Below are 17,644 nucleotides of genomic sequence, written 5' to 3' on the forward strand. Positions count from 1 at the left end.
ATAATAATGATCATATAAAGATATATCAATCAGAAACATCCGCCAAATTCTCGCCCTTTACTTCCGGTGCATACCATAAAAAAAGATGAATACAGAAATATTATTTCATAATAACAAGCATTGTTATTTTAATGGGGTGGGAGGAAATTAAGTTCACTAAGGAAATTCTGATAAAGATAACTTTAGCCCCCTGAAATTAACCATGATGATGTCAATAATGGTTAATTAGCTGTAGAGCAAAATGGATATCGCCCAGGCGATTATAGACTTTACTGCGGGTTAGATAACCCGCAAAAAGCAACAACAAGGAATGGATCATGTCTACACCCGCGAATTTTAATGGCCAACGCCCAGTGATTGATGTCAATGACGCAGTTATGTTGCTTATCGATCATCAAAGCGGCCTGTTCCAGACCGTTGGCGATATGCCAATGACTGAACTGCGTGCAAGAGCAACGGCTCTGGCAAAAATCGCCACCTTATGCAAAATGCCGGTGATCACCACCGCGTCTGTGCCGCAGGGGCCAAATGGTCCGCTTATCCCGGAAATTCATGAAAACGCACCTCATGCTCATTATGTCGCGCGCAAAGGTGAAATTAACGCCTGGGATAACAAAGAGTTTGTTGCGGCGGTAAAAGCGACAGGTCGTAAAACACTGATTATTGCCGGTACCATCACCAGTGTATGCATGGCATTCCCGGCCATTAGTGCGGTAGCTGAAGGTTTTAAAGTCTTTGCAGTCATCGATGCTTCCGGCACTTACAGCAAAATGGCGCAGGAGATCACCATGGCCCGCGTCGTACAGGCTGGCGTTGTGCCGATGGATACTGCCGCAGTTGCGTCCGAACTGCAGAAAACCTGGAATCGGGAAGATGCAGCGGAATGGGCTGAAGTCTATACCAAAATCTTCCCGGCTTATCAGTTGCTGATTGAAAGCTATACCAAAGCCCAGGATGTCGTGAAAAATAACGAACTGCTGGACTCTCAGCGCGCTTAACTTTTTCCTTCTTTCACAAACGCCTGTTTAGTATAAGCAGGCGTTTTGTCATACGCGGCATCAGCCCCTGTCAGCCATTACGTCCAGCCATAACACCCCCATCGACATCCCAGATGGCGCCAGTCACCCATTGCGTTTTGTCTGACAACAGGAACGCGACGGATTCAGCCACATCACGCGGCGTACCGACCCGACCAATCGGATGGAAGCTGTCAAAGCTACTCATCACACCTTGTACGTCTTCTTTCGGGATAAATCCTTCGTAGATAGGTGTATGCACGACGGCTGGCGAAACGGCGTTGACGCGAATACCGTGAGAGCCCAGTTCGATAGCCAGATTTTTGGTCAGAGTATGCAGGCCCGCTTTTGCCATTGAGTACGCTGAAGAAGGCGTTGCGCCAATCGCCAGTTGTGCCCACATCGAACCAATATTCACGATGGCCCCCTGGATGTTAGCCGCCACCATATTTCGCACGACATCGCGGGTGATAAAAAATGTCGCACGGTTGAGGCTCATGTACAGTTCATAATCTTCAATGTCATGCTCAGTAAACGGTTTGGGGAAGAAGACCCCGGCCGCATTCACCAGCAGGTTAATGTCTTTGTGCTCGGCGTTCACCGTTGCCATTACCTGCTTCATTCCGGCGTCTGACATCAGATCCGCCACAATGACCGCCACATCACCCAGCGCCGCCAGTGCCTGACGGGCCCGCTCCGCTTTCTCGGCACGATTGCCAACCAGTACCACGCGGCCACCCCCCTGAAGGATCAGCTTCGCGGTTTCAAATCCGATACCACTGGTGCCACCCACCACTAACAGTTTTTTTCCGGCAAATAATGCGTTCATCGCTAACCTCATTTAAAGAGTGTGTTGATGCACTAAAGATGCCAGCTGGCGGCGGTACTGACGAATGAGAAGAAATAGCGTATCAAGAAAGAAAATCTATCTTGCTGGCGTATACTCAGAACACTCAACGAGAAGGGAAAATGGCAAATGCGTTCACTCAACCGGCTAAAATGGTTACATGCTTTTGAAGCCACCGCCCGTCATGGCAGCTTTACCGGCGCAGCGCAGGAATTGGGTGTGACGCCTGCGGCCGTTGGTCAATTGGTTCGCGCGCTGGAAGATTGGGTAGGCCATCCGCTGCTGCATCGTACCCGTTCAGGCAAAGAACGTCTTACGTTGGTCAGCGAAGCACAGGAGGCGTTGCGCGAGATAACACAGGGACTGGATAACCTGGAATCCGGATTAAATAAACTTCGCGGTCGGCGGTCGCGTTCTGTGGTGATCATCACAGCCTCTCAGGTACTGGTGATGAACTGGCTGATGAGCCGTCTCAACCGTTTTTCACAGGCACATGAAAATATTGAGCTACGCCTGAACGTGACGGAAAAGCTGATGGATGTCGCCCACGGCGAAGCCGATCTGGGGGTACGCTGCGGAAAGGGTGACTGGCCGGGGGTGAACAAAACCTGGCTCATGGATGAAGAAGCCGTTCTGGTCTGCAGTCCACGAATGGTTCCGGCAGATAAAATATCCTGTGGTGAATGGCTGGCGGCACAGAAGCTGATCCATGATGATACTCCCCATCCCGGTGCCAATTTCCCCGCCTGGAGCGATGTCCTGTCTGCCACCCATGCACCAGCCGTTCGCGATAACGGGCTGTATATCAACTCTACCTCAGCAGTTATTCTGGCAGCGCTCAGCGGCCAGGGTGTGGCTATCGTGCGCCGTGCTCTGGTGCAACAACTGCTCACTGACGGGCAACTGGTTCAGCTTCATCCCAACACCCGCTGGCCCCTGGCGTGGTCTTACTACATCGTCACTCCACAGCACACAACCATGCGCCCGGAGGTGAAAGTATTTAATGACTGGCTGATTGCGGATGTGCTGGCGGAGATCAATCCCTTCTCTGCTATGATACCTGCACACAAATAAGACAAAACAACATGCAGAGGAAAAGATGAGCTCCACCAGAAGAGGGATGATGAACGTCCTGATTGCCGCCGTATTGTGGGGAAGTTCAGGCGTTTGTGCACAGTACATCATGGAGCAAAGCCAGATGTCGTCACAGTTTCTGACCATGACGCGCCTGATTTTTGCCGGACTCATTCTACTGATGCTCTCTTTTGTGCACGGCGACAAAGTCTTCTCCATTATCAAAAACCGCAAAGATGCCATCAGCCTGCTGATTTTTTCCGTGGTTGGCGCACTCACTGTACAGCTAACCTTCCTGCTGACCATTGAAAAATCCAACGCCGCGACCGCGACAGTGCTGCAGTTTTTGTCACCAACCATTATCGTGGCGTGGTTTTCTGTGGTGCGAAAAGCGCGACCGGGGATCTTAGTGCTCACAGCAATATTCACCTCGCTGGTTGGCACATTCCTGCTGGTCACCCACGGTAACCCGACGTCGCTGTCCATTTCACCTGCCGCACTGTTCTGGGGTATCGCTTCTGCATTCGCCGCGGCTTTTTATACCACCTATCCTTCAACGCTTATCGCACGCTACGGAACGTTGCCGGTCGTCGGCTGGAGTATGTTGATCGGCGGCATGATCCTGCTGCCGTTCTATGCCGGGCAGGGAACAAACTTTGTGGTAAATGGCAGTTTGATTCTGGCGTTTTTCTATCTGGTGGTTATCGGCACGTCGCTGACGTTTAGCCTGTACCTGAAAGGTGCGCAGATGATTGGCGGCCCGAAAGCAAGCATTTTGAGCTGTGCAGAACCGCTGAGTAGCGCGTTGCTGTCTCTGTTGCTGCTGGGCATTACATTCACCCTACCTGACTGGCTGGGCACACTGCTGATCCTCTCTTCCGTGGTGCTGATCTCAATGGACTCCCGCCGCCGCGCCAAAGCGGTTTAATACCCACCGGCGCGGCAACGGGCTACGATTACCAGCCTGGAACCGCGCCGCCGTTAAAGATGGTTTCCGCCGCCCTGGCCACTTCCGGTGACTGATAAGATTGCAGGAATTCTTTTACATTCTCTGCATCTTTATTGTCTTCTCGCGCCACCAGGATATTCACGTACGGTGAATTTTTGTCTTCTATAAACACGCAGTCATGCACCGGAGAAAGCCCGGTTTGCTGAATATAAGTGGTACTGATAATCGCCACATCCACTTTCTGATCGTCCAGCACACGCGGTAACTGCGCACCTTCCAGCTCCATAATTTTCAGATGCCGTGGATTATCGGTGATATCCAGCGCCGTTGGCAGCAGGCCAGTATCCGCTTTCAGAGTGATTAATTTCTCTTTTTGCAGCAGTAACAGCGCCCGCCCGAGGTTAGTCGGATCATTAGGAATGGCAATCGTCGCACCGTCTTTCAGCTCAGCAATGGTTTTGATTTTTTTCGAATAGCCGGCCATTGGGAAAACGAAGGTATTGCCTACCGCCACCAGCTTATAGCCATGCGCTTTATTATCTTGTTCAAGGAACGGACGGTGCTGGAAGACGTTGGCATCCAGTTCGCCATGATTGGTTGCATCGTTGGGGAGCAGTGAACCACTAAATCCAACCAGTTCGACATCCAGGCCGTACTTCTCTTTAGCCACTTTCTTCGCAACTTCCGCGACATCCTGCTCTGCCCCGTTAATTACGCCGACTTTGATATGCTTTGCATCACTGCTCTGCTGATCGCAACCAGCCAGCAGTAATCCCGCCAGCAATATTGCCGCCCCGGCCCCGAAATGAGGTATCTTCAGCTTCACGTTTTTATCCTTTTGAAATAACCGCCTGATGGGTAATGAAATGACTATAACGGGAAGGCCGCTGCGGTTTAAAAAACGAAAAAGCATCAGCAAGAAGAAAAAAGCATAACGGGAAAAAGATAAGTTAGTCGGAAGATGCCGTTAGTTCATCACTTGAAAGCCCGGTGATAATTAGCACCAGTTCACGATCGATTCCCTTCTCAATCATGGCATGGGCTATCCGCAACGCTTCGTCCTTTTTACCTTCGCGTTTGCCTTCGAGTTTGCCTTCTAGCACCCCTGTCCTTCGCCCCGACTCACGTAAGCATTCTGCAATTGTCATTAATCTCTCCTTATGTTGGGGAACGCGCAGGGCAACTTCTCGAATAAACGCCTCAAAGCGCGGTGCACTGCCAGACTGCACCAGGTAATTAAATAGCGTTTCTACCTGACTGTCATTAGCGTGTCCCTTAATCAGCAGAGCAATCAGTTTATCGACCAGCACCATCAAATCGCGTTCGCGTATATGCTTCTGGACAAGTTCCAGTAGCGCCACCCGCCGATGCTGCATAATCTCATCATCAGACACCATCGTGATGTCAACCAGTGGGAAGGTCGCGCCATAAAGCTTCCGCGCAGTTTCTGGATCGTCAAATTCATCCAGCCAACACAGTGAAAAAGGGTACGGGCTGGCGACACCATGATAAAAAAGTATCGGAACCACCAGCGGCAGCGTTTTGTGGCCGGCATCAAGGTGGTTCTGCATCGCGGCAATGGCGTAACGCATCATCCGGAATGCCATATGAGCATCCGGTGAACTCTGGTGTTCAATCAACGCGTAGATATAGCCTTTTCCGGTCCTCGTTTTTAGCGACCACAGAACATCGGAATAACTGGCATGCAGGTCTTCCTCAATAAAACTCCCTGGCTCCAGTTTCAGTGTGTTCAGATCGCAACGTTCACGTAATGGTGCTGGGAGATAAATATCAAGAAAATCCCGTGCCGTTTCTGGATGGCTTAAGAATTTTTTAAATACGGCATCATGCGGCGTAGAAGTTGTTGGTTTTTTCATGACGGTCCGTCACCAGAAGAACAAGATGACGGAACCTTACTCGCCAGTCGCACACACAACATCTGGGAACTTTTCTATCTGCGAGGCAGCTTGGCGGATAAATACATGCTTTTGCAATGTATTCATTTTCAGGGAATAGCGTTCGCAAAAATGCCCAGTAAGCGTGATCACTTCGGGGCATTTTTTATAGGCCATCCGGCGATAGCAACATCACACCAGAACTTTCACTATTTCCATTAACCTGACGACATCTTCAGGTCGGGTATTACCGCTATGTGGATCAATAATCGAGCTGTAAACATGCGGCATCACGCGGGGTACTCCCGCCTGCAGACAGGTTTGCAGGATAACGCCGAAGTTATCAAGATCGATTCCACCGGTCGGTTCAATCAATGTCATGCCGTTTCGCGCCGCGGTCGTCGCCAGTGCGTACAGCTCAGGGAGCGACTGTTCACCGCCCATCGGGAAGAACTTCGCCGCGTGAGCCCCTGAATCGAGCATCATACGTACTGCTGCATCGCAGGAAACGCGGGCTGGCGTGCCCTGGCTGCTACTGACGCCGGTCGAGATCAACACCTCCCCCGGCGTGCCCGTCGGGCTGACCAACGCGTTGATATGGGTCTGTTCACCGCCCGTTGCCGCCAGCGCTCCGGCAGCAAAACCACAGCCGGTAAAAGTTTGGTTGACGTGTGCCGGATGGACCTGTGAGGCAATCATCGCTGCTTTGTAATACTGCGCCGGGTCGCCCGCCCCCAACCCTACAGAAATTGACGGCACATCGTTCATCCAGCGTTTTACTTCCCGAACCCCTTCCTCAACCGAAGCAAATTGTGCGGAAAGTATGCCGATCACCGCATGGCCTTCGGCAGCCTCATAGATCTCCCGGGCATTAGCGATATCCTTCGCCAGCACGTTAATCGCCACTTTATTACGATAAAAATTAATGTGCTGCATGCTCTGCAATCTCCTTTAATCGTGCCACAATCAGTGCCATTTCCCCTTCGGCAAGCGTACGCGGGTCAAGGCTAAAAACCCCCTGATGAAGGTTGTAACGGCGAGCGTAAATGGCGATATCGCCACCGCGCAACTGCGCTTCCACGGCATATGCATCAAGCCCCAGCGCTTGCGCGTTCACCCGAATACGAATCCGCCAGATAGCGCGACCGGCCTCGTCCTGCTCGATATCCGCATTCAATCCGCGAATGTCTGAAATCGCCTGTGCCACGGGTTGAAGTTCCTCGGCAGTCACCACAGTCTGTCCCTGATGGTAGTTTTCCAGCGCATAGACCAGCCCGACCATATTCTCCTTGCCGATTTTCATCGCTCTGGCAATTCCGTGATGCTGGGCTTTACAAGCCGCAATCCACTGTTTCTTCCCAGTGATAAACCCAGACGTCGGCGCGTTAAAAGCTTTTGCGCCGCTGTAGACCACCATATCCGCCCCGCTTGCCACCCAGGCGTGCAAATCTTCCTCTGCGGCGGCATCGACAATCAGCGGCAGGTTATAGACCTGCGCCACCTGCACAAAATCGGCAATACTCAACATACCTTTCTGCACGCAGTGGTGCGATTTCACGTACAGCAGCGCGGCAGTATTGTCGTTAATCGCGCTCTCCAGCTGCCAGCGGGCCACCAGATTACTTGAACCGACTTCCACCACACGTCCGCCGCCTAAGCGGATCGCGCTGGTGATGGGCGCCCCGTAGTCAACGTTATGCCCGCGTAGCATGACAACTTCATTCGCCATACCAGAGCTGTCCGGCATCAGCGTGACTCGCGCCCGGTCGCCGCGGGTAATGGCCGCAGCAACGGCGATAGCAATACCCGCCGACGCGCAGGAGGTGATATAGCTGTCCTCCGCGCCGGTAAAGCGGGAAACCAGCTCGCCGGTGCGATCCACCAGCCGATCAATTTCAACAAAGGCCGACGCTGCTCGTGCGGTGGCTTGCATCACTTCCGGCGCAACGCTGGAAACCCCCAAAATGGTCATCTTGCCGCAGGCGTTAATGACCTGTTTTAGGCCGAGTTGTTGATAGATATTCTGTGTCATGGCTTACAGCACTCCTAACAGCGAACAGACCACACTGAGCGCGACAATTGACAGCAAAATGGTGGTGTAACGCGGCCCTTTCTTTACCAAATAGAAGTAGATGGCGAACACCGCCGCCAGCGGTAACAGGCCGGGTGCAATAGAGTCGAGGATCTGCTGAACCACCACTTCAGAGCCTTTCAGGGCACTGAGTTTTAGCGGTGTGGTGATCTTAACGTAGCTTGCAGAAAGCGCCCCCATCATGATCAGACCCAGCACATTCGCACCGTAGATCAGTTCTTTAATTCGCCCCCCTTGCAGCAGGCCGATAATCGAATCACGTCCCAGCGTATAGCCTTTGTGAACCATGCCGTAGCTGATTGCCAACGTGATAGCTGGGTAGAGAATGAGCGGCACAATACCGCCCATCGCGCTGCCATTCGCGGCGAACGGGATGAAAATAGCAATTAACAGCGGCATGACGGCGGCCCAGATTATGGAGTCGCCCATCCCGGCCAGCGGTCCCATTAATCCCGTTTTAATGCCGGTAATTGAGGCATCACTAATTGGCTCGCCGCGCGTTTTCTGCTCCTCCATCGCAATGGAGATCCCCTGAATCACCGCACCAAACGTCTGCTCAGAGTTGAAGAAGTTCAGATGGCGTTTCAGCGCCTCTACCTGCTCTTCTTTTTGCGGGTAGAGTTTTTTGATGATCGGCGTCATCGAGGCGCAGAAAATCAGGCTTTGCAAACGTTCATAAGAGCTGGAAACTTCCGCGCCCAACCAGTAGATAAACCAGGCTTTGGTGATATCTGCTTTGGTCAACGTGCCACTTTCACGCGCACGTTCAACCAGTTCATGCTGCATTACGTCGCTGCTCATCATGCTGCTCCTTCATTTTTCGCCAGACCTTTAATCAGGAAGGCCACGCAGGTACCAAAGATTGCCATCGCCATGATGTCCACCTTCAGGTACAGCACTGCAAAGAAACCGCCGATAAACCACGGCAGCAGGCTCTTTTTACCGATCACCATAATGGTGATGGCGAAGCCCAGCGCAGGCAAAATGCCGCCCATTATTTCAAAGGAGTGCGTCAGCCAATGCGGCATCAGCTTAAGGAAGCTTTCCACGACATCCTGACCAAAATAGTTTGCGGCGAAGACCACCGGGAAACGCAGGACCAGGCCAAGTAATGCCGGATAAAGAAACGCACAGCGCATAATGCCCGCCATGTTTGCCGTTTCCGCATGCTTGTCGGCCATATGTACCCACGCCGCGTTTAACGTGCGGCGCAACTGGTCGAGGAATACGCCGATGACGCCAAACGGGATCGCCAGCGCGATAGCCAGGTTCGGGTCCATACCGGCCTTCACGGCGATAGGAATTGAAATGCAGGCAGCCAGCGCTGGATCAGAGGGCACGTTGCCGCCCGGTGTAGACGTCACGCCGAGGTAGACCAGTTGCATACCCGCGCCAATGATCATTGCCGTTTCCATGTTGCCCAACAGCAGGCCAACAAATACGGCAATCACTACCGGCTGTAGCAACATAGCGGAGAAGGTGTAGCCAAGGCGTAATCGGGCAAACCAGTAATACAACCCCATCAGGCTTGCGAAGACTAAAGTATCCATAGTTAAGTACCCTGTTATCAAAGAATTAGAATTTTTTCAGGATATCGTCCAGCGACTGCGGCTTATCTTCCGGGATGGTCTGGAAGAACACCTGAATCCCACGATTTTTCAGGTCGCTCAGAATGCCGACGTCTTTTTCATCCAGCGTAATGTTCTGGAATACCGCTTTGCGGTTTGGCCCACCGCCTAGTCCCCCCACCTGAATAGTGGTGACATCAAAGCCCAACTGAACCGCTTCCTGAACCGCCGCCAGGGAGGGGAACAGCACCAGAACCTTTCCGTCACCCAGTTGATTCTCTTTCCAGGCAGCGGCAAAACTTTGGTTACCGAAGCAATCCACTTTGATGTTCGGCGGCGCGGCCATCAGGTAGATGTTTTTCATAAACGGATCGGCATCAAGCTCATCGCTGACCACCGCAATCCGATTTGCCTGAGATTGCCCGACCCACTTGGTGACGACCTGCCCATGAATCAGACGGCTATCAATACGACATAAGACGATGTTTGCCATGGTGTTTCTTCCTTATTGTGATTGTTGTAATTGACGTACGTGAGCCACAACGTCCAGGCAACTGCTACGCCCGGCCTCAACCAGATCCGCCACACAAGCAGTCAGTTGGCCATGCTCACGCTTGTCCAGCGCCTCCAATAGCAAAGAGGCATTTAGCCCGGAAATCACTGCCACCGGGTAATCAGCGCTTAGCCGCGCCGCGACATTAGAGGTAGTACCGCCAATAAAATCAGTGAGGATCAGTGAGCCTTCTGGCATGATTTTCACTACGGCTTCGACGCGCTGATAAAACTCGCCAAGCGTATCAACAGGCATCAGCGCAATTTCCGTTACGCCTTTAATTTCGCCCATTACCATACGCAAGCTGTTGCAAAGCTGTTGCCCCCAGCCGCCATGGGTCAGCAGCAGGATCTGGGGCAAGGATTCAGTGGTAGTCAAAATGGCCTCCTGGCTCGATTACATAGACATAGGTAAACAGAGCAAAGGCTGTGCCAGAATTTGTGTCACGCGGGGGAGGTGTGGGTGCCGACGGGGCGCAAAGCCCCATCAGGCAAGGGATTAGCTATATAACAGTTCGTAGATATAAATATATTCCGCATCCGATAAGCGAATGGCATAGGCCTCTTCAATCGGCAGGAAAGCAGATTTAATGACACTAAACGCGCGAACATCCAGATCCGGCTTGTTCTCCAGCGCCATCTGTAACGGTTTGCGGTTAATCACGATACGCTCGACCATACAGCAGCAGTGGATCAGGAAGCGCAGTGTCACCTGGCGGCTCGGTTTCAGCGAAAGCGCGGTGGTCAGATGATTCAGCACGCCTTCCATTTCTTTCAGAATCCGCTGTGGGTTAAGCACTGAAATATGGTTAATGATACTTTCCATGGTCAACGCACTGATAAAACGCATCGCGCTGCGCTCCATCTCCAGACGACGTTCACTGCTTGAAAGATCCGGCGTCAACAGACTGAGCACCAGTTCAGGCCCCTGCTCGGAGAACAACTCTTCAAGCGAGATAAACGGGATATCCGGCAGTCCCGGCTGGAAGGTACCGACAATGCCTGCCAGACGTTCACTGGCGTTAATCGCCTGTTGAACGCGCTCCAGGCTGCGGACTTCGTTGTAATCGAGGATCACCATCCGCGTATCCTGCGACATTAACTCACCAAAACTCTCTTCCAGCACCTTTTTGATTTTTTCCGCCGTGCCCATTCCGGTGATGCAGGAGATAACCAGCACTTTGCCGTTATTTTCTTGCTGTGGCGTACAGAGCTGGCAGGGTATATTTTTACTCTGCATCAACGCCGCCAGCTGCGGTAACTCACTGGTTTCATAGCTTAAATCCAGCCCTATCTCCAGCAGGCTGGTGAGAGTAATGTTGGGCATCAGCAGAACGTCTATCTGGAATAATTTGCTGATCGTACTGCCAAAATGGACCAGCGAGCCAATATCCACCATCAGGATCAATCGGCGATATTGCCGGGTCTGGATCATCTGCGTCAGGGCTTCCAGCGTGTCATGCACCGACTGCTCAAAAGGCATATCGATAGCGCTGAACACCTCGCGTTCCAGCACACGATTCACGTACTGCGCCTGGCTTGTGGCGGTCGTCGCGCCGTGGGCAATCAAAATCACCCCGCAGTCCGGACTGGCGTCAATCCGTTGGCGGTAATGACGGCACTCTTTGAGGAACAGGCACAGCCAGACCACTTCCGTCGCCGGACACTGAATATGCAGCAGTTCATTGATTTTTCGGCATAACAGCGTGGCGTTTTCATATTCATCTTTGCAGCGATCGAGGATCAGGCTGGAAGAATAAAGTTGCGGAATAAGGCCGCGCTGCACGTAGCCAATCAGCGCCAGAAAGTGTTTACGCAGCGGGTTAACCAGATTTTCCGGCAGCGTAAAACCAAGCACCTGCTCAACGCAGCCAATCAGCAGCGTGACCCGCTCTTCAATCTGATCGCCATAGCGCGGGGGATGCGCCACGCTGTCGCGGCTGTAGAGACCATATTCAAAAATCGAGCTGAGCTTGTTTTTGAGGATTGCCAGCGTTTCGGCTGGCGGTACGTTGCTGTTACGCAGGTTGATGTATTCCCGGGTCAGGAAGCTGTAAAAGAGATCACTCTCCTCAATTTCAGCTCCGGTGGCCAGCGAATTTTTCAGTGCCGGCAACGTGCGGGCATCAATGCTCAGGTGTTCTTTGCCTTCGAACAGCGCCCCAACCAGCAGACGTTGTTCCGGCGTGGCGTTAAAGGGGATCTCGGTCAGACGTTTATCCAGCTGTAGCGTATCGCTGTGCTCCGTCATCCCCGAGGCCCAGGCCTGGGCGCAGAGAAACTGAATATCGCTCTTGAGTTGACCAATATTGCCTTCCAGCGGCTTGTTCAGCAGCCAGAGCAGCAGGGTACGGTCGATGCTTACCGTACGCTCGATTTTGCGGCTCTCACGCTGTAAGAAACCAACAATCAGTTCAACCTGCTCTTCCACCGAACGCTGGCGGATACCGGGGAGATCGATACATACCTGAATACGTCGCTGAAAGGTGCGTAGCAACGCCGAGCTTACCGGTTCGGTGGTCGCACATATCAGGCGAACTGAAATAGACCGCGCCACAGCGCTTGAACCCAGCGGCCGGTATTCACCTTTGTCGAGAATAGAAAACAGTTTTTCCTGACCTTCATACGGCAGGCGATGCACTTCATCAAGCAGCAGATAGCCGCCATCAGCCTGTTCGACCAAACCGGGTTTATTCTCGTTTGCGCCGGTAAACGCCCCCTGTCGATGACCAAACAGGTGCGAAGAGAGCAGTTCCGGGTTATGCGCGTATTCCGCGCAGTTAAAATAGACCAACGGTGGAGGCGTTCCCGCTGCACGTTCACAGGCGAAACGGTGCATCAGTTCGGCAAAAAAGGTTTTACCAACGCCGGAGGGACCGGTCAGCAGAACATGCAGTCCGTGGGGATACAGCACCGCCGCGCGGCCTTTTTCCACCGCATCACGCAGGCTGCGATCGTAACCAATCAGGCCGGAAAAGGGATCGTCTGTTGCCTGGTTTTCCTGAACAGGCAACAGGTCAGCAACGGTTTGCACTTCACGCTCGGACTCATCCAGTTTGCGCCCCAGCAGCGTTTCAATTGCCTGACGATGCAGAAAGAATACCGGACGCCCGCGGCTTTTAATCGCCAGGCCGTCGTTCCAGAGCTGATTGAGATCTTTACTGACTGAGTTGCGCGCCAGCCCGAGGTTAAAGCCGATGGCCTCCGCTGTGAACGCCGTTTCCTGCGCCAGATGGGCAAGATTCAGTCCTCGCGTCAGCCGTTCCAGCTCTCCCAGTATTATCTCAATCCGTCTCATCTCTTTACCGCTTAAGAAATAAATGATTGTTCAGAACATACACTATTCTGCTACGCAAGAAAGTGAGGCGGCATCCAGACCTTCCGGTCATCAAAACGTTTTCGACAAATAATGGCGTGCGGAACCGGTTTCCGGGAAGTTATCGAGGGTCATTTGCAGCTGATAGCCGTTTTTCTGATAAAACGGCAGCGCCTGGAAACTCATGGTATCAACCAGCGCATGCAGACATCCTCGCTCACGTGCCGTCTGTTCTGCTACCTGCATCAGCTTTGTGCCATAACCGCCTTTGCGCAGGGCGTCATCCATCCATAAGAACTCAATGCACAACCATTCGCCTTTGATTTTGCCGATCAGCCCACCCCGAATCTTATGGTGTTCATCACGCCAGTAGACCGCCAAATCGCCAAAATTGGTCGTTTTCAGGAACTGGAAATTGTAAGCACGCAGCCCGGTAAGCAGCGCGTTTTGATCATCTTCTGTAACGGTATCAGTAATTTGTATCTGCATCCTATCCTCCTGAAACACTACAACTTCTGGCTGATTTATTTTTAAACGTTAACACAGGCTGATGAGTGAGCCGTATGCCGTCTACACTTACCCTTGAGATGATGCGCATCAACAACAAGGATTATTATCATGAAATTAGCCGTTTTTCCGATTATTGCCGTCCTTTTCACGCTACCGGGCCTGGCGCAGGCTGACTCGGCTTACGGCGGGTTACAGTCGGTTCACGAAAAGAACACCGTACTCAAGGATTTGCGCAAACTTTGCACCCCACAGGGGTCGCCATCGGATGAAGTGTGGGAAAAAACAATTATGTCTGATACGCGCAATCAGCAGCATATTCGCGAAGCCATTGTGGCAATAGAAAGAAATAATCAGAACAACTACTGGGAAGCGCTTGGCAAAGTTGAGTGCCCTGATTTATAGCCATTATGTTGGAAAATGAGCACTGTAACCGGTTTCTGTATCGCAAAAACACGTATTGTTGCCACAACGAATAAAGAGTAAGGGAGCAACAATAATGCGATACCGTTTTCCTGCGAACTTCTGGTGGGGCAGTGCCTGCTCCGCGCTGCAAACGGAAGGTGATAGCCTCAACGGCGGCAAAAGCCAGACCACATGGGATGTGTGGTTCGACCGCCAACCGGGTCGGTTCCATCAGGGAATTGGTCCGGCGAACACATCCACGTTTTATCAGCATTGGAAACAGGACATCGCCCTACTCAACCAGCTGAAACATAACAGCTTTCGTACATCGCTGAGCTGGTCACGCCTGATCCCAAACGGCACGGGTGAGGTGAATCCAGAGGCTGTTGATTTTTATAACAACGTTATCGACGAGCTGCTGGCTCAAGGTATTACGCCCTTTATCACCCTGTTCCATTTTGACATGCCGATGGTGATGCAGGAGAAAGGCGGCTGGGAAAACCGTGAAGTGGTCGAGGCATTTGGCCACTATGCACAGACCTGCTTTAACTTGTTCGGCAATCGGGTGAAGCACTGGTTCACCTTTAACGAACCGATTGTCCCGGTAGAAGGCGGTTATCTGTATGATTTCCACTACCCTAACGTGGTGGATTTCAAACGCGCCGCGACGGTGGCGTACCACACCATTCTGGCACATTCAATGGCGGTTCGGGCCTGGCGCGTCGGAGGTTATGACGGCGAAATCGGTGTAGTGTTGAATTTAACGCCTTCTTATCCACGCTCGCAAAACCCGGCAGATGTAAAAGCCGCACACCATGCAGACCTGCTCTTTAACCGTAGTTTCCTCGATCCAGTGCTGAAGGGTGAATACCCGGCGGACCTGGTGGCATTGCTGAAAGAATACGATCAGCTTCCGACCTGCCAGCCCGACGACGCGCAGTTGATCGCCGACGGCAAAATCGACCTGTTGGGGATTAACTATTACCAACCGCGTCGCGTGAAATGTCGTGATAGCGCAGTCAATCCGAACGCGCCGTTTATGCCGGAATGGTTATTTGATTACTACGAAATGCCGGGACGTAAAATGAACCCTTACCGTGGCTGGGAAATATATGAGCCGGGTATTTACGATATTATTACCAACCTGCGTGATAATTACGGCAATCCACGCTGTTTTATTTCTGAAAACGGTATGGGTGTCGAAAATGAGCAGCGTTTCATCCAGCAGGATCAGATAAACGACAGCTATCGTATTGAATTTGTATCTGAACATCTGAAATGGCTACATAAAGGCATTAGCGAAGGCTGCAATTGTCTTGGCTACCATATGTGGACCTTTATTGATAACTGGTCATGGCTGAACGGATACAAAAACCGCTACGGTTTTGTCCAACTCGATCTGGAAACGCAAAAACGCACGGTGAAAAAGAGTGGCGAATGGTTTGCTCATACCGCCGAAAACAATGGTTTTGATTAAAACCAACCTGGATGCCGGATAGCGATCCGGCATACCGAGCTTTAGTTTATTGCATACCTTTTATGCGAACTTTCGCCGCCACCAGAAGCGCCGTCAGCAGCATCAGAGCACCTGAGAGCATCAAGGGAGACAGCAAACCAAGGTTATCGAGCGCATACCCGCCAATCGCAGCGCCACAGGTGTTAGCCAGCTGGATCACGGCGACCTGAACAGACCCGGCTTTCTCTGCCTGATCGGCCAAAGAACGGGTGATCCACGTCGACCAGCCGACCGGTACCAGCGCAAACGACAGCCCCCAGATAATCGCAATGGCGGCCGCCACCACTTTGTCACTCCCCCACAGAATCAGCACCAGCGCGCTGAGCGCCAGCACCAGCGGTGCACCGGCTAATGCCAGTTTGACCGAACGTTTCAGGATCAGCGACGAGAGCGACGTCCCGACAAAGCTGGCAATACCAAAGCTCAGCAGCACCAGCGTCAAACCATCCACATCAAATCCCGCCAAATTCATGTACACCGGGCGGATGTAGGTAAAGAAGGCAAACTGCCCGGCAAAGGACATGAAGATAGCCATCATGCCAGCCATTACCCCCGGTCGTTGCAGCAGGCTAAACATGTTTTGTTTCTGATGTGATGGCTCACCGGGCAGCGAAGGCAGCGATCTCACCACCCAGATGGTGCACAGCACGCCCATCACCGCCGCGGCATTAAAGACGTTGCGCCAGCCAATGATGCCGCCTAAGAAACTCCCCAGCGGGGCGGCAATGACCAGTGCGATAGAGACTGCGCCAAAGATCACTGATAACGCTTTCGGCACCGTCCGTGCAGGAACCAGACGCATGGTCAGCGATGCCGACATCGCCCAGAACCCTCCGAGCGCCAGACCGAGGCAGGCACGACCAATCAACAACAGGGTAAAAGAGTTGGCAAAGGAAACCAGCAGGCAGGAGATTGTCAGCAGTACCGAAAAGAGGATCACGACGTAGCGACGATCGGTTGCCTGAATAATTTGCGTCACGAACAGGCTGGCAAACATGGCGACAAACGCCGTTACGGTCACCGATTGCCCGGCAACACCTTCCGAAATACCGAGGTCCTGCGCCATTGGCGTCAACAAACTGACGGGCAGAAATTCAACGGTTATCAGGCAGGCAACACAGAACGCCACGGCGAAAACCGCCGACCAGTTCGGTCGGGTATTTGCCTCAGCGCGGGATTTTTGTTCAATAGCGTCACTCATTTTGTTACCTGCGTGGGGTTATTGTAGAAAAGTTACGCAGTGTAACATTAAATTTGTGACGTATTTAACGTTTCAGCAACTGTTTATCGCCGGATGGCGACGTCGTCTTATCCGGCCTACAACAGAGGGTCCTTGCTGACCCAATTAAGCGTCACGTGCAGCCCTTGCCAGCCCGACTATCCACTCCTGATGACCGTTAATCATCGGATTAGGCAGCGTGCGTGCCAGCTCCTGTGCCGGAACACCACGCTGCGACTCCTGGGTCAGAATACGTACGCGCCCGCCGGGTAAATCTTCAAACAGCCAGGCATGGACAACATCCAGACGCGAATCAGCATCCCCTTCCGCCCAACCGTGCCAGGCAATACGCGCAGCCTGACCATCGACCGGTGGCGCATATTCGATGACTTGCGCTTCAATTGGGAAGCCAAAGGTTGTGAAACGGAAACGGGCGTTCACGCTCAGTAACGGTCCGGAGCCATCGTGAAACCGGATATCCGCCACATTGCTGTAATACGTCGGCCAGCGCGTTGTGTCGTTGAGCTGAGCCCAGACAGCGCGGGTGCTCAGTCCGGCAACAATGATTTCATTGGAGGCAAAGTTATCGGTCTTCCCTGGCAAATACGCCTGCGGCCAGATAATTGCGCTTTGTTGAGTCGCTTGTTTCATGATGAACCTCGTCGTGTAAGTTAACGAGGTTCATCAT

The 17,644-nt window shown here is 52.4% G+C and carries 18 protein-coding genes; 5 read left to right on the plus strand and 13 right to left on the minus strand.

Features of this window, described 5'->3' with window-relative positions; genetic code table 11:
• Nucleotides 1-317 precede the first annotated feature (317 nt).
• Nucleotides 318-998 (plus strand): hydrolase, encoded by a 681-nt coding sequence (locus NNN64_RS10975; RefSeq protein ID WP_202037376.1) that lies wholly within the window; start codon nucleotides 318-320, stop codon nucleotides 996-998.
• 70 nt (nucleotides 999-1,068) lie between these two features.
• Here NNN64_RS10975 and NNN64_RS10980 read toward each other — a convergent pair whose 3' ends face one another.
• Nucleotides 1,069-1,845 carry an SDR family NAD(P)-dependent oxidoreductase gene (locus NNN64_RS10980; RefSeq protein ID WP_271441407.1) on the minus strand — a complete coding sequence of 259 codons (777 nt, stop codon included), beginning with the start codon at nucleotides 1,843-1,845 and terminating at the stop codon, nucleotides 1,069-1,071.
• A gap of 147 nt (nucleotides 1,846-1,992) precedes the next feature.
• Between NNN64_RS10980 and NNN64_RS10985 the strand changes: the two genes are divergently transcribed.
• Nucleotides 1,993-2,937: a LysR substrate-binding domain-containing protein gene (locus tag NNN64_RS10985; RefSeq protein ID WP_271441408.1), complete on the plus strand. Its 945-nt coding sequence runs from the start codon at nucleotides 1,993-1,995 to the stop codon at nucleotides 2,935-2,937.
• Nucleotides 2,938-2,962: 25 nt separating this feature from the next.
• Nucleotides 2,963-3,865: a carboxylate/amino acid/amine transporter gene (locus NNN64_RS10990; RefSeq protein ID WP_271441409.1), complete on the plus strand. Its 903-nt coding sequence runs from the start codon at nucleotides 2,963-2,965 to the stop codon at nucleotides 3,863-3,865.
• A gap of 28 nt (nucleotides 3,866-3,893) precedes the next feature.
• Here the strand turns inward: NNN64_RS10990 and nlpA are convergent, their stop codons facing one another.
• The 10 genes from nlpA to NNN64_RS11040 all read right to left on the minus strand — a co-directional run bounded on the left by nlpA (nucleotide 3,894) and on the right by NNN64_RS11040 (nucleotide 13,798).
• Nucleotides 3,894-4,712 (minus strand): lipoprotein NlpA, encoded by an 819-nt coding sequence (gene nlpA, locus NNN64_RS10995; RefSeq protein WP_271441410.1) that lies wholly within the window; start codon nucleotides 4,710-4,712, stop codon nucleotides 3,894-3,896.
• 124 nt (nucleotides 4,713-4,836) lie between these two features.
• Nucleotides 4,837-5,763, minus strand: coding sequence for an Rpn family recombination-promoting nuclease/putative transposase (locus NNN64_RS11000; protein WP_271441411.1), 927 nt, complete (start codon nucleotides 5,761-5,763; stop codon nucleotides 4,837-4,839).
• 210 nt (nucleotides 5,764-5,973) lie between these two features.
• Nucleotides 5,974-6,717 carry a 2-dehydro-3-deoxy-phosphogluconate aldolase gene (gene dagF, locus NNN64_RS11005; protein ID WP_271441412.1) on the minus strand — a complete coding sequence of 248 codons (744 nt, stop codon included), beginning with the start codon at nucleotides 6,715-6,717 and terminating at the stop codon, nucleotides 5,974-5,976.
• Entirely contained in the window at nucleotides 6,704-7,813 is a 1,110-nt protein-coding gene (gene dgaE / locus NNN64_RS11010) for a D-glucosaminate-6-phosphate ammonia lyase (RefSeq protein WP_271441413.1), read from the minus strand. The genes dagF and dgaE overlap by 14 nt, the downstream gene beginning before the upstream one ends.
• A gap of 3 nt (nucleotides 7,814-7,816) precedes the next feature.
• Entirely contained in the window at nucleotides 7,817-8,677 is an 861-nt protein-coding gene (locus NNN64_RS11015) for a PTS system mannose/fructose/sorbose family transporter subunit IID (protein WP_005121522.1), read from the minus strand.
• Nucleotides 8,674-9,423, minus strand: coding sequence for a PTS mannose/fructose/sorbose/N-acetylgalactosamine transporter subunit IIC (locus tag NNN64_RS11020; protein ID WP_003023960.1), 750 nt, complete (start codon nucleotides 9,421-9,423; stop codon nucleotides 8,674-8,676). Before NNN64_RS11020 ends, NNN64_RS11015 begins: the two co-directional genes overlap by 4 nt.
• Before the next feature lie 25 nt (nucleotides 9,424-9,448).
• On the minus strand, nucleotides 9,449-9,934 hold the full coding sequence (locus NNN64_RS11025; protein WP_003023959.1) for a PTS system mannose/fructose/N-acetylgalactosamine-transporter subunit IIB: 486 nt from the start codon (nucleotides 9,932-9,934) through the stop codon (nucleotides 9,449-9,451).
• Nucleotides 9,935-9,946: 12 nt separating this feature from the next.
• Nucleotides 9,947-10,372, minus strand: a complete 426-nt coding sequence (locus NNN64_RS11030; protein ID WP_271441414.1) for a PTS sugar transporter subunit IIA — start codon at nucleotides 10,370-10,372, stop codon at nucleotides 9,947-9,949.
• A gap of 120 nt (nucleotides 10,373-10,492) precedes the next feature.
• Nucleotides 10,493-13,291, minus strand: a complete 2,799-nt coding sequence (dagR, locus tag NNN64_RS11035) for a transcriptional regulator DagR (protein WP_271441415.1) — start codon at nucleotides 13,289-13,291, stop codon at nucleotides 10,493-10,495.
• A gap of 90 nt (nucleotides 13,292-13,381) precedes the next feature.
• Nucleotides 13,382-13,798 (minus strand): GNAT family N-acetyltransferase, encoded by a 417-nt coding sequence (locus tag NNN64_RS11040; protein ID WP_271441416.1) that lies wholly within the window; start codon nucleotides 13,796-13,798, stop codon nucleotides 13,382-13,384.
• Between the two features lie 129 nt (nucleotides 13,799-13,927).
• Between NNN64_RS11040 and NNN64_RS11045 the strand changes: the two genes are divergently transcribed.
• Both NNN64_RS11045 and NNN64_RS11050 read left to right on the plus strand, forming a co-directional pair.
• Entirely contained in the window at nucleotides 13,928-14,221 is a 294-nt protein-coding gene (locus tag NNN64_RS11045) for a YicS family protein (RefSeq protein WP_202037365.1), read from the plus strand.
• 94 nt (nucleotides 14,222-14,315) lie between these two features.
• Complete coding sequence (locus tag NNN64_RS11050; protein WP_271441417.1) at nucleotides 14,316-15,698, plus strand: glycoside hydrolase family 1 protein; 1,383 nt, start codon at nucleotides 14,316-14,318, stop codon at nucleotides 15,696-15,698.
• Between the two features lie 46 nt (nucleotides 15,699-15,744).
• Here the strand turns inward: NNN64_RS11050 and nepI are convergent, their stop codons facing one another.
• Both nepI and NNN64_RS11060 read right to left on the minus strand, forming a co-directional pair.
• Nucleotides 15,745-16,938, minus strand: a complete 1,194-nt coding sequence (nepI, locus tag NNN64_RS11055) for a purine ribonucleoside efflux pump NepI (RefSeq protein WP_271441418.1) — start codon at nucleotides 16,936-16,938, stop codon at nucleotides 15,745-15,747.
• A 144-nt stretch (nucleotides 16,939-17,082) separates the two neighbouring features.
• The gene (locus tag NNN64_RS11060; protein WP_271441419.1) at nucleotides 17,083-17,607 is read right to left on the minus strand and encodes an SRPBCC domain-containing protein; all 525 of its coding nucleotides are present in this window, start codon (nucleotides 17,605-17,607) and stop codon (nucleotides 17,083-17,085) included.
• Nucleotides 17,608-17,644: the final 37 nt, after the last annotated feature.

The sequence above is a fragment of the Citrobacter sp. Igbk 14 genome, assembly GCF_028069825.1.
Lineage (GTDB): Bacteria > Pseudomonadota > Gammaproteobacteria > Enterobacterales > Enterobacteriaceae > Citrobacter.

What these genes read in the sequence shown, in the direction of transcription:
- NNN64_RS11025 (WP_003023959.1), bottom strand. Translation starts at nt 9,934, where the DNA reads ATGGCAAACATCGTCTTATGTCGTATTGATAGCCGTCTGATTCATGGG.
- NNN64_RS11020 (WP_003023960.1), bottom strand. Translation starts at nt 9,423, where the DNA reads ATGGATACTTTAGTCTTCGCAAGCCTGATGGGGTTGTATTACTGGTTT.
- NNN64_RS11045 (WP_202037365.1), top strand. Translation starts at nt 13,928, where the DNA reads ATGAAATTAGCCGTTTTTCCGATTATTGCCGTCCTTTTCACGCTACCG.
- nepI (WP_271441418.1), bottom strand. Translation starts at nt 16,938, where the DNA reads ATGAGTGACGCTATTGAACAAAAATCCCGCGCTGAGGCAAATACCCGA.
- dagR (WP_271441415.1), bottom strand. Translation starts at nt 13,291, where the DNA reads ATGAGACGGATTGAGATAATACTGGGAGAGCTGGAACGGCTGACGCGA.
- NNN64_RS11050 (WP_271441417.1), top strand. Translation starts at nt 14,316, where the DNA reads ATGCGATACCGTTTTCCTGCGAACTTCTGGTGGGGCAGTGCCTGCTCC.
- dagF (WP_271441412.1), bottom strand. Translation starts at nt 6,717, where the DNA reads ATGCAGCACATTAATTTTTATCGTAATAAAGTGGCGATTAACGTGCTG.
- NNN64_RS11060 (WP_271441419.1), bottom strand. Translation starts at nt 17,607, where the DNA reads ATGAAACAAGCGACTCAACAAAGCGCAATTATCTGGCCGCAGGCGTAT.
- NNN64_RS10985 (WP_271441408.1), top strand. Translation starts at nt 1,993, where the DNA reads ATGCGTTCACTCAACCGGCTAAAATGGTTACATGCTTTTGAAGCCACC.
- NNN64_RS10980 (WP_271441407.1), bottom strand. Translation starts at nt 1,845, where the DNA reads ATGAACGCATTATTTGCCGGAAAAAAACTGTTAGTGGTGGGTGGCACC.
- NNN64_RS11000 (WP_271441411.1), bottom strand. Translation starts at nt 5,763, where the DNA reads ATGAAAAAACCAACAACTTCTACGCCGCATGATGCCGTATTTAAAAAA.
- NNN64_RS11040 (WP_271441416.1), bottom strand. Translation starts at nt 13,798, where the DNA reads ATGCAGATACAAATTACTGATACCGTTACAGAAGATGATCAAAACGCG.
- NNN64_RS10975 (WP_202037376.1), top strand. Translation starts at nt 318, where the DNA reads ATGTCTACACCCGCGAATTTTAATGGCCAACGCCCAGTGATTGATGTC.
- NNN64_RS10990 (WP_271441409.1), top strand. Translation starts at nt 2,963, where the DNA reads ATGAGCTCCACCAGAAGAGGGATGATGAACGTCCTGATTGCCGCCGTA.
- dgaE (WP_271441413.1), bottom strand. Translation starts at nt 7,813, where the DNA reads ATGACACAGAATATCTATCAACAACTCGGCCTAAAACAGGTCATTAAC.
- NNN64_RS11015 (WP_005121522.1), bottom strand. Translation starts at nt 8,677, where the DNA reads ATGATGAGCAGCGACGTAATGCAGCATGAACTGGTTGAACGTGCGCGT.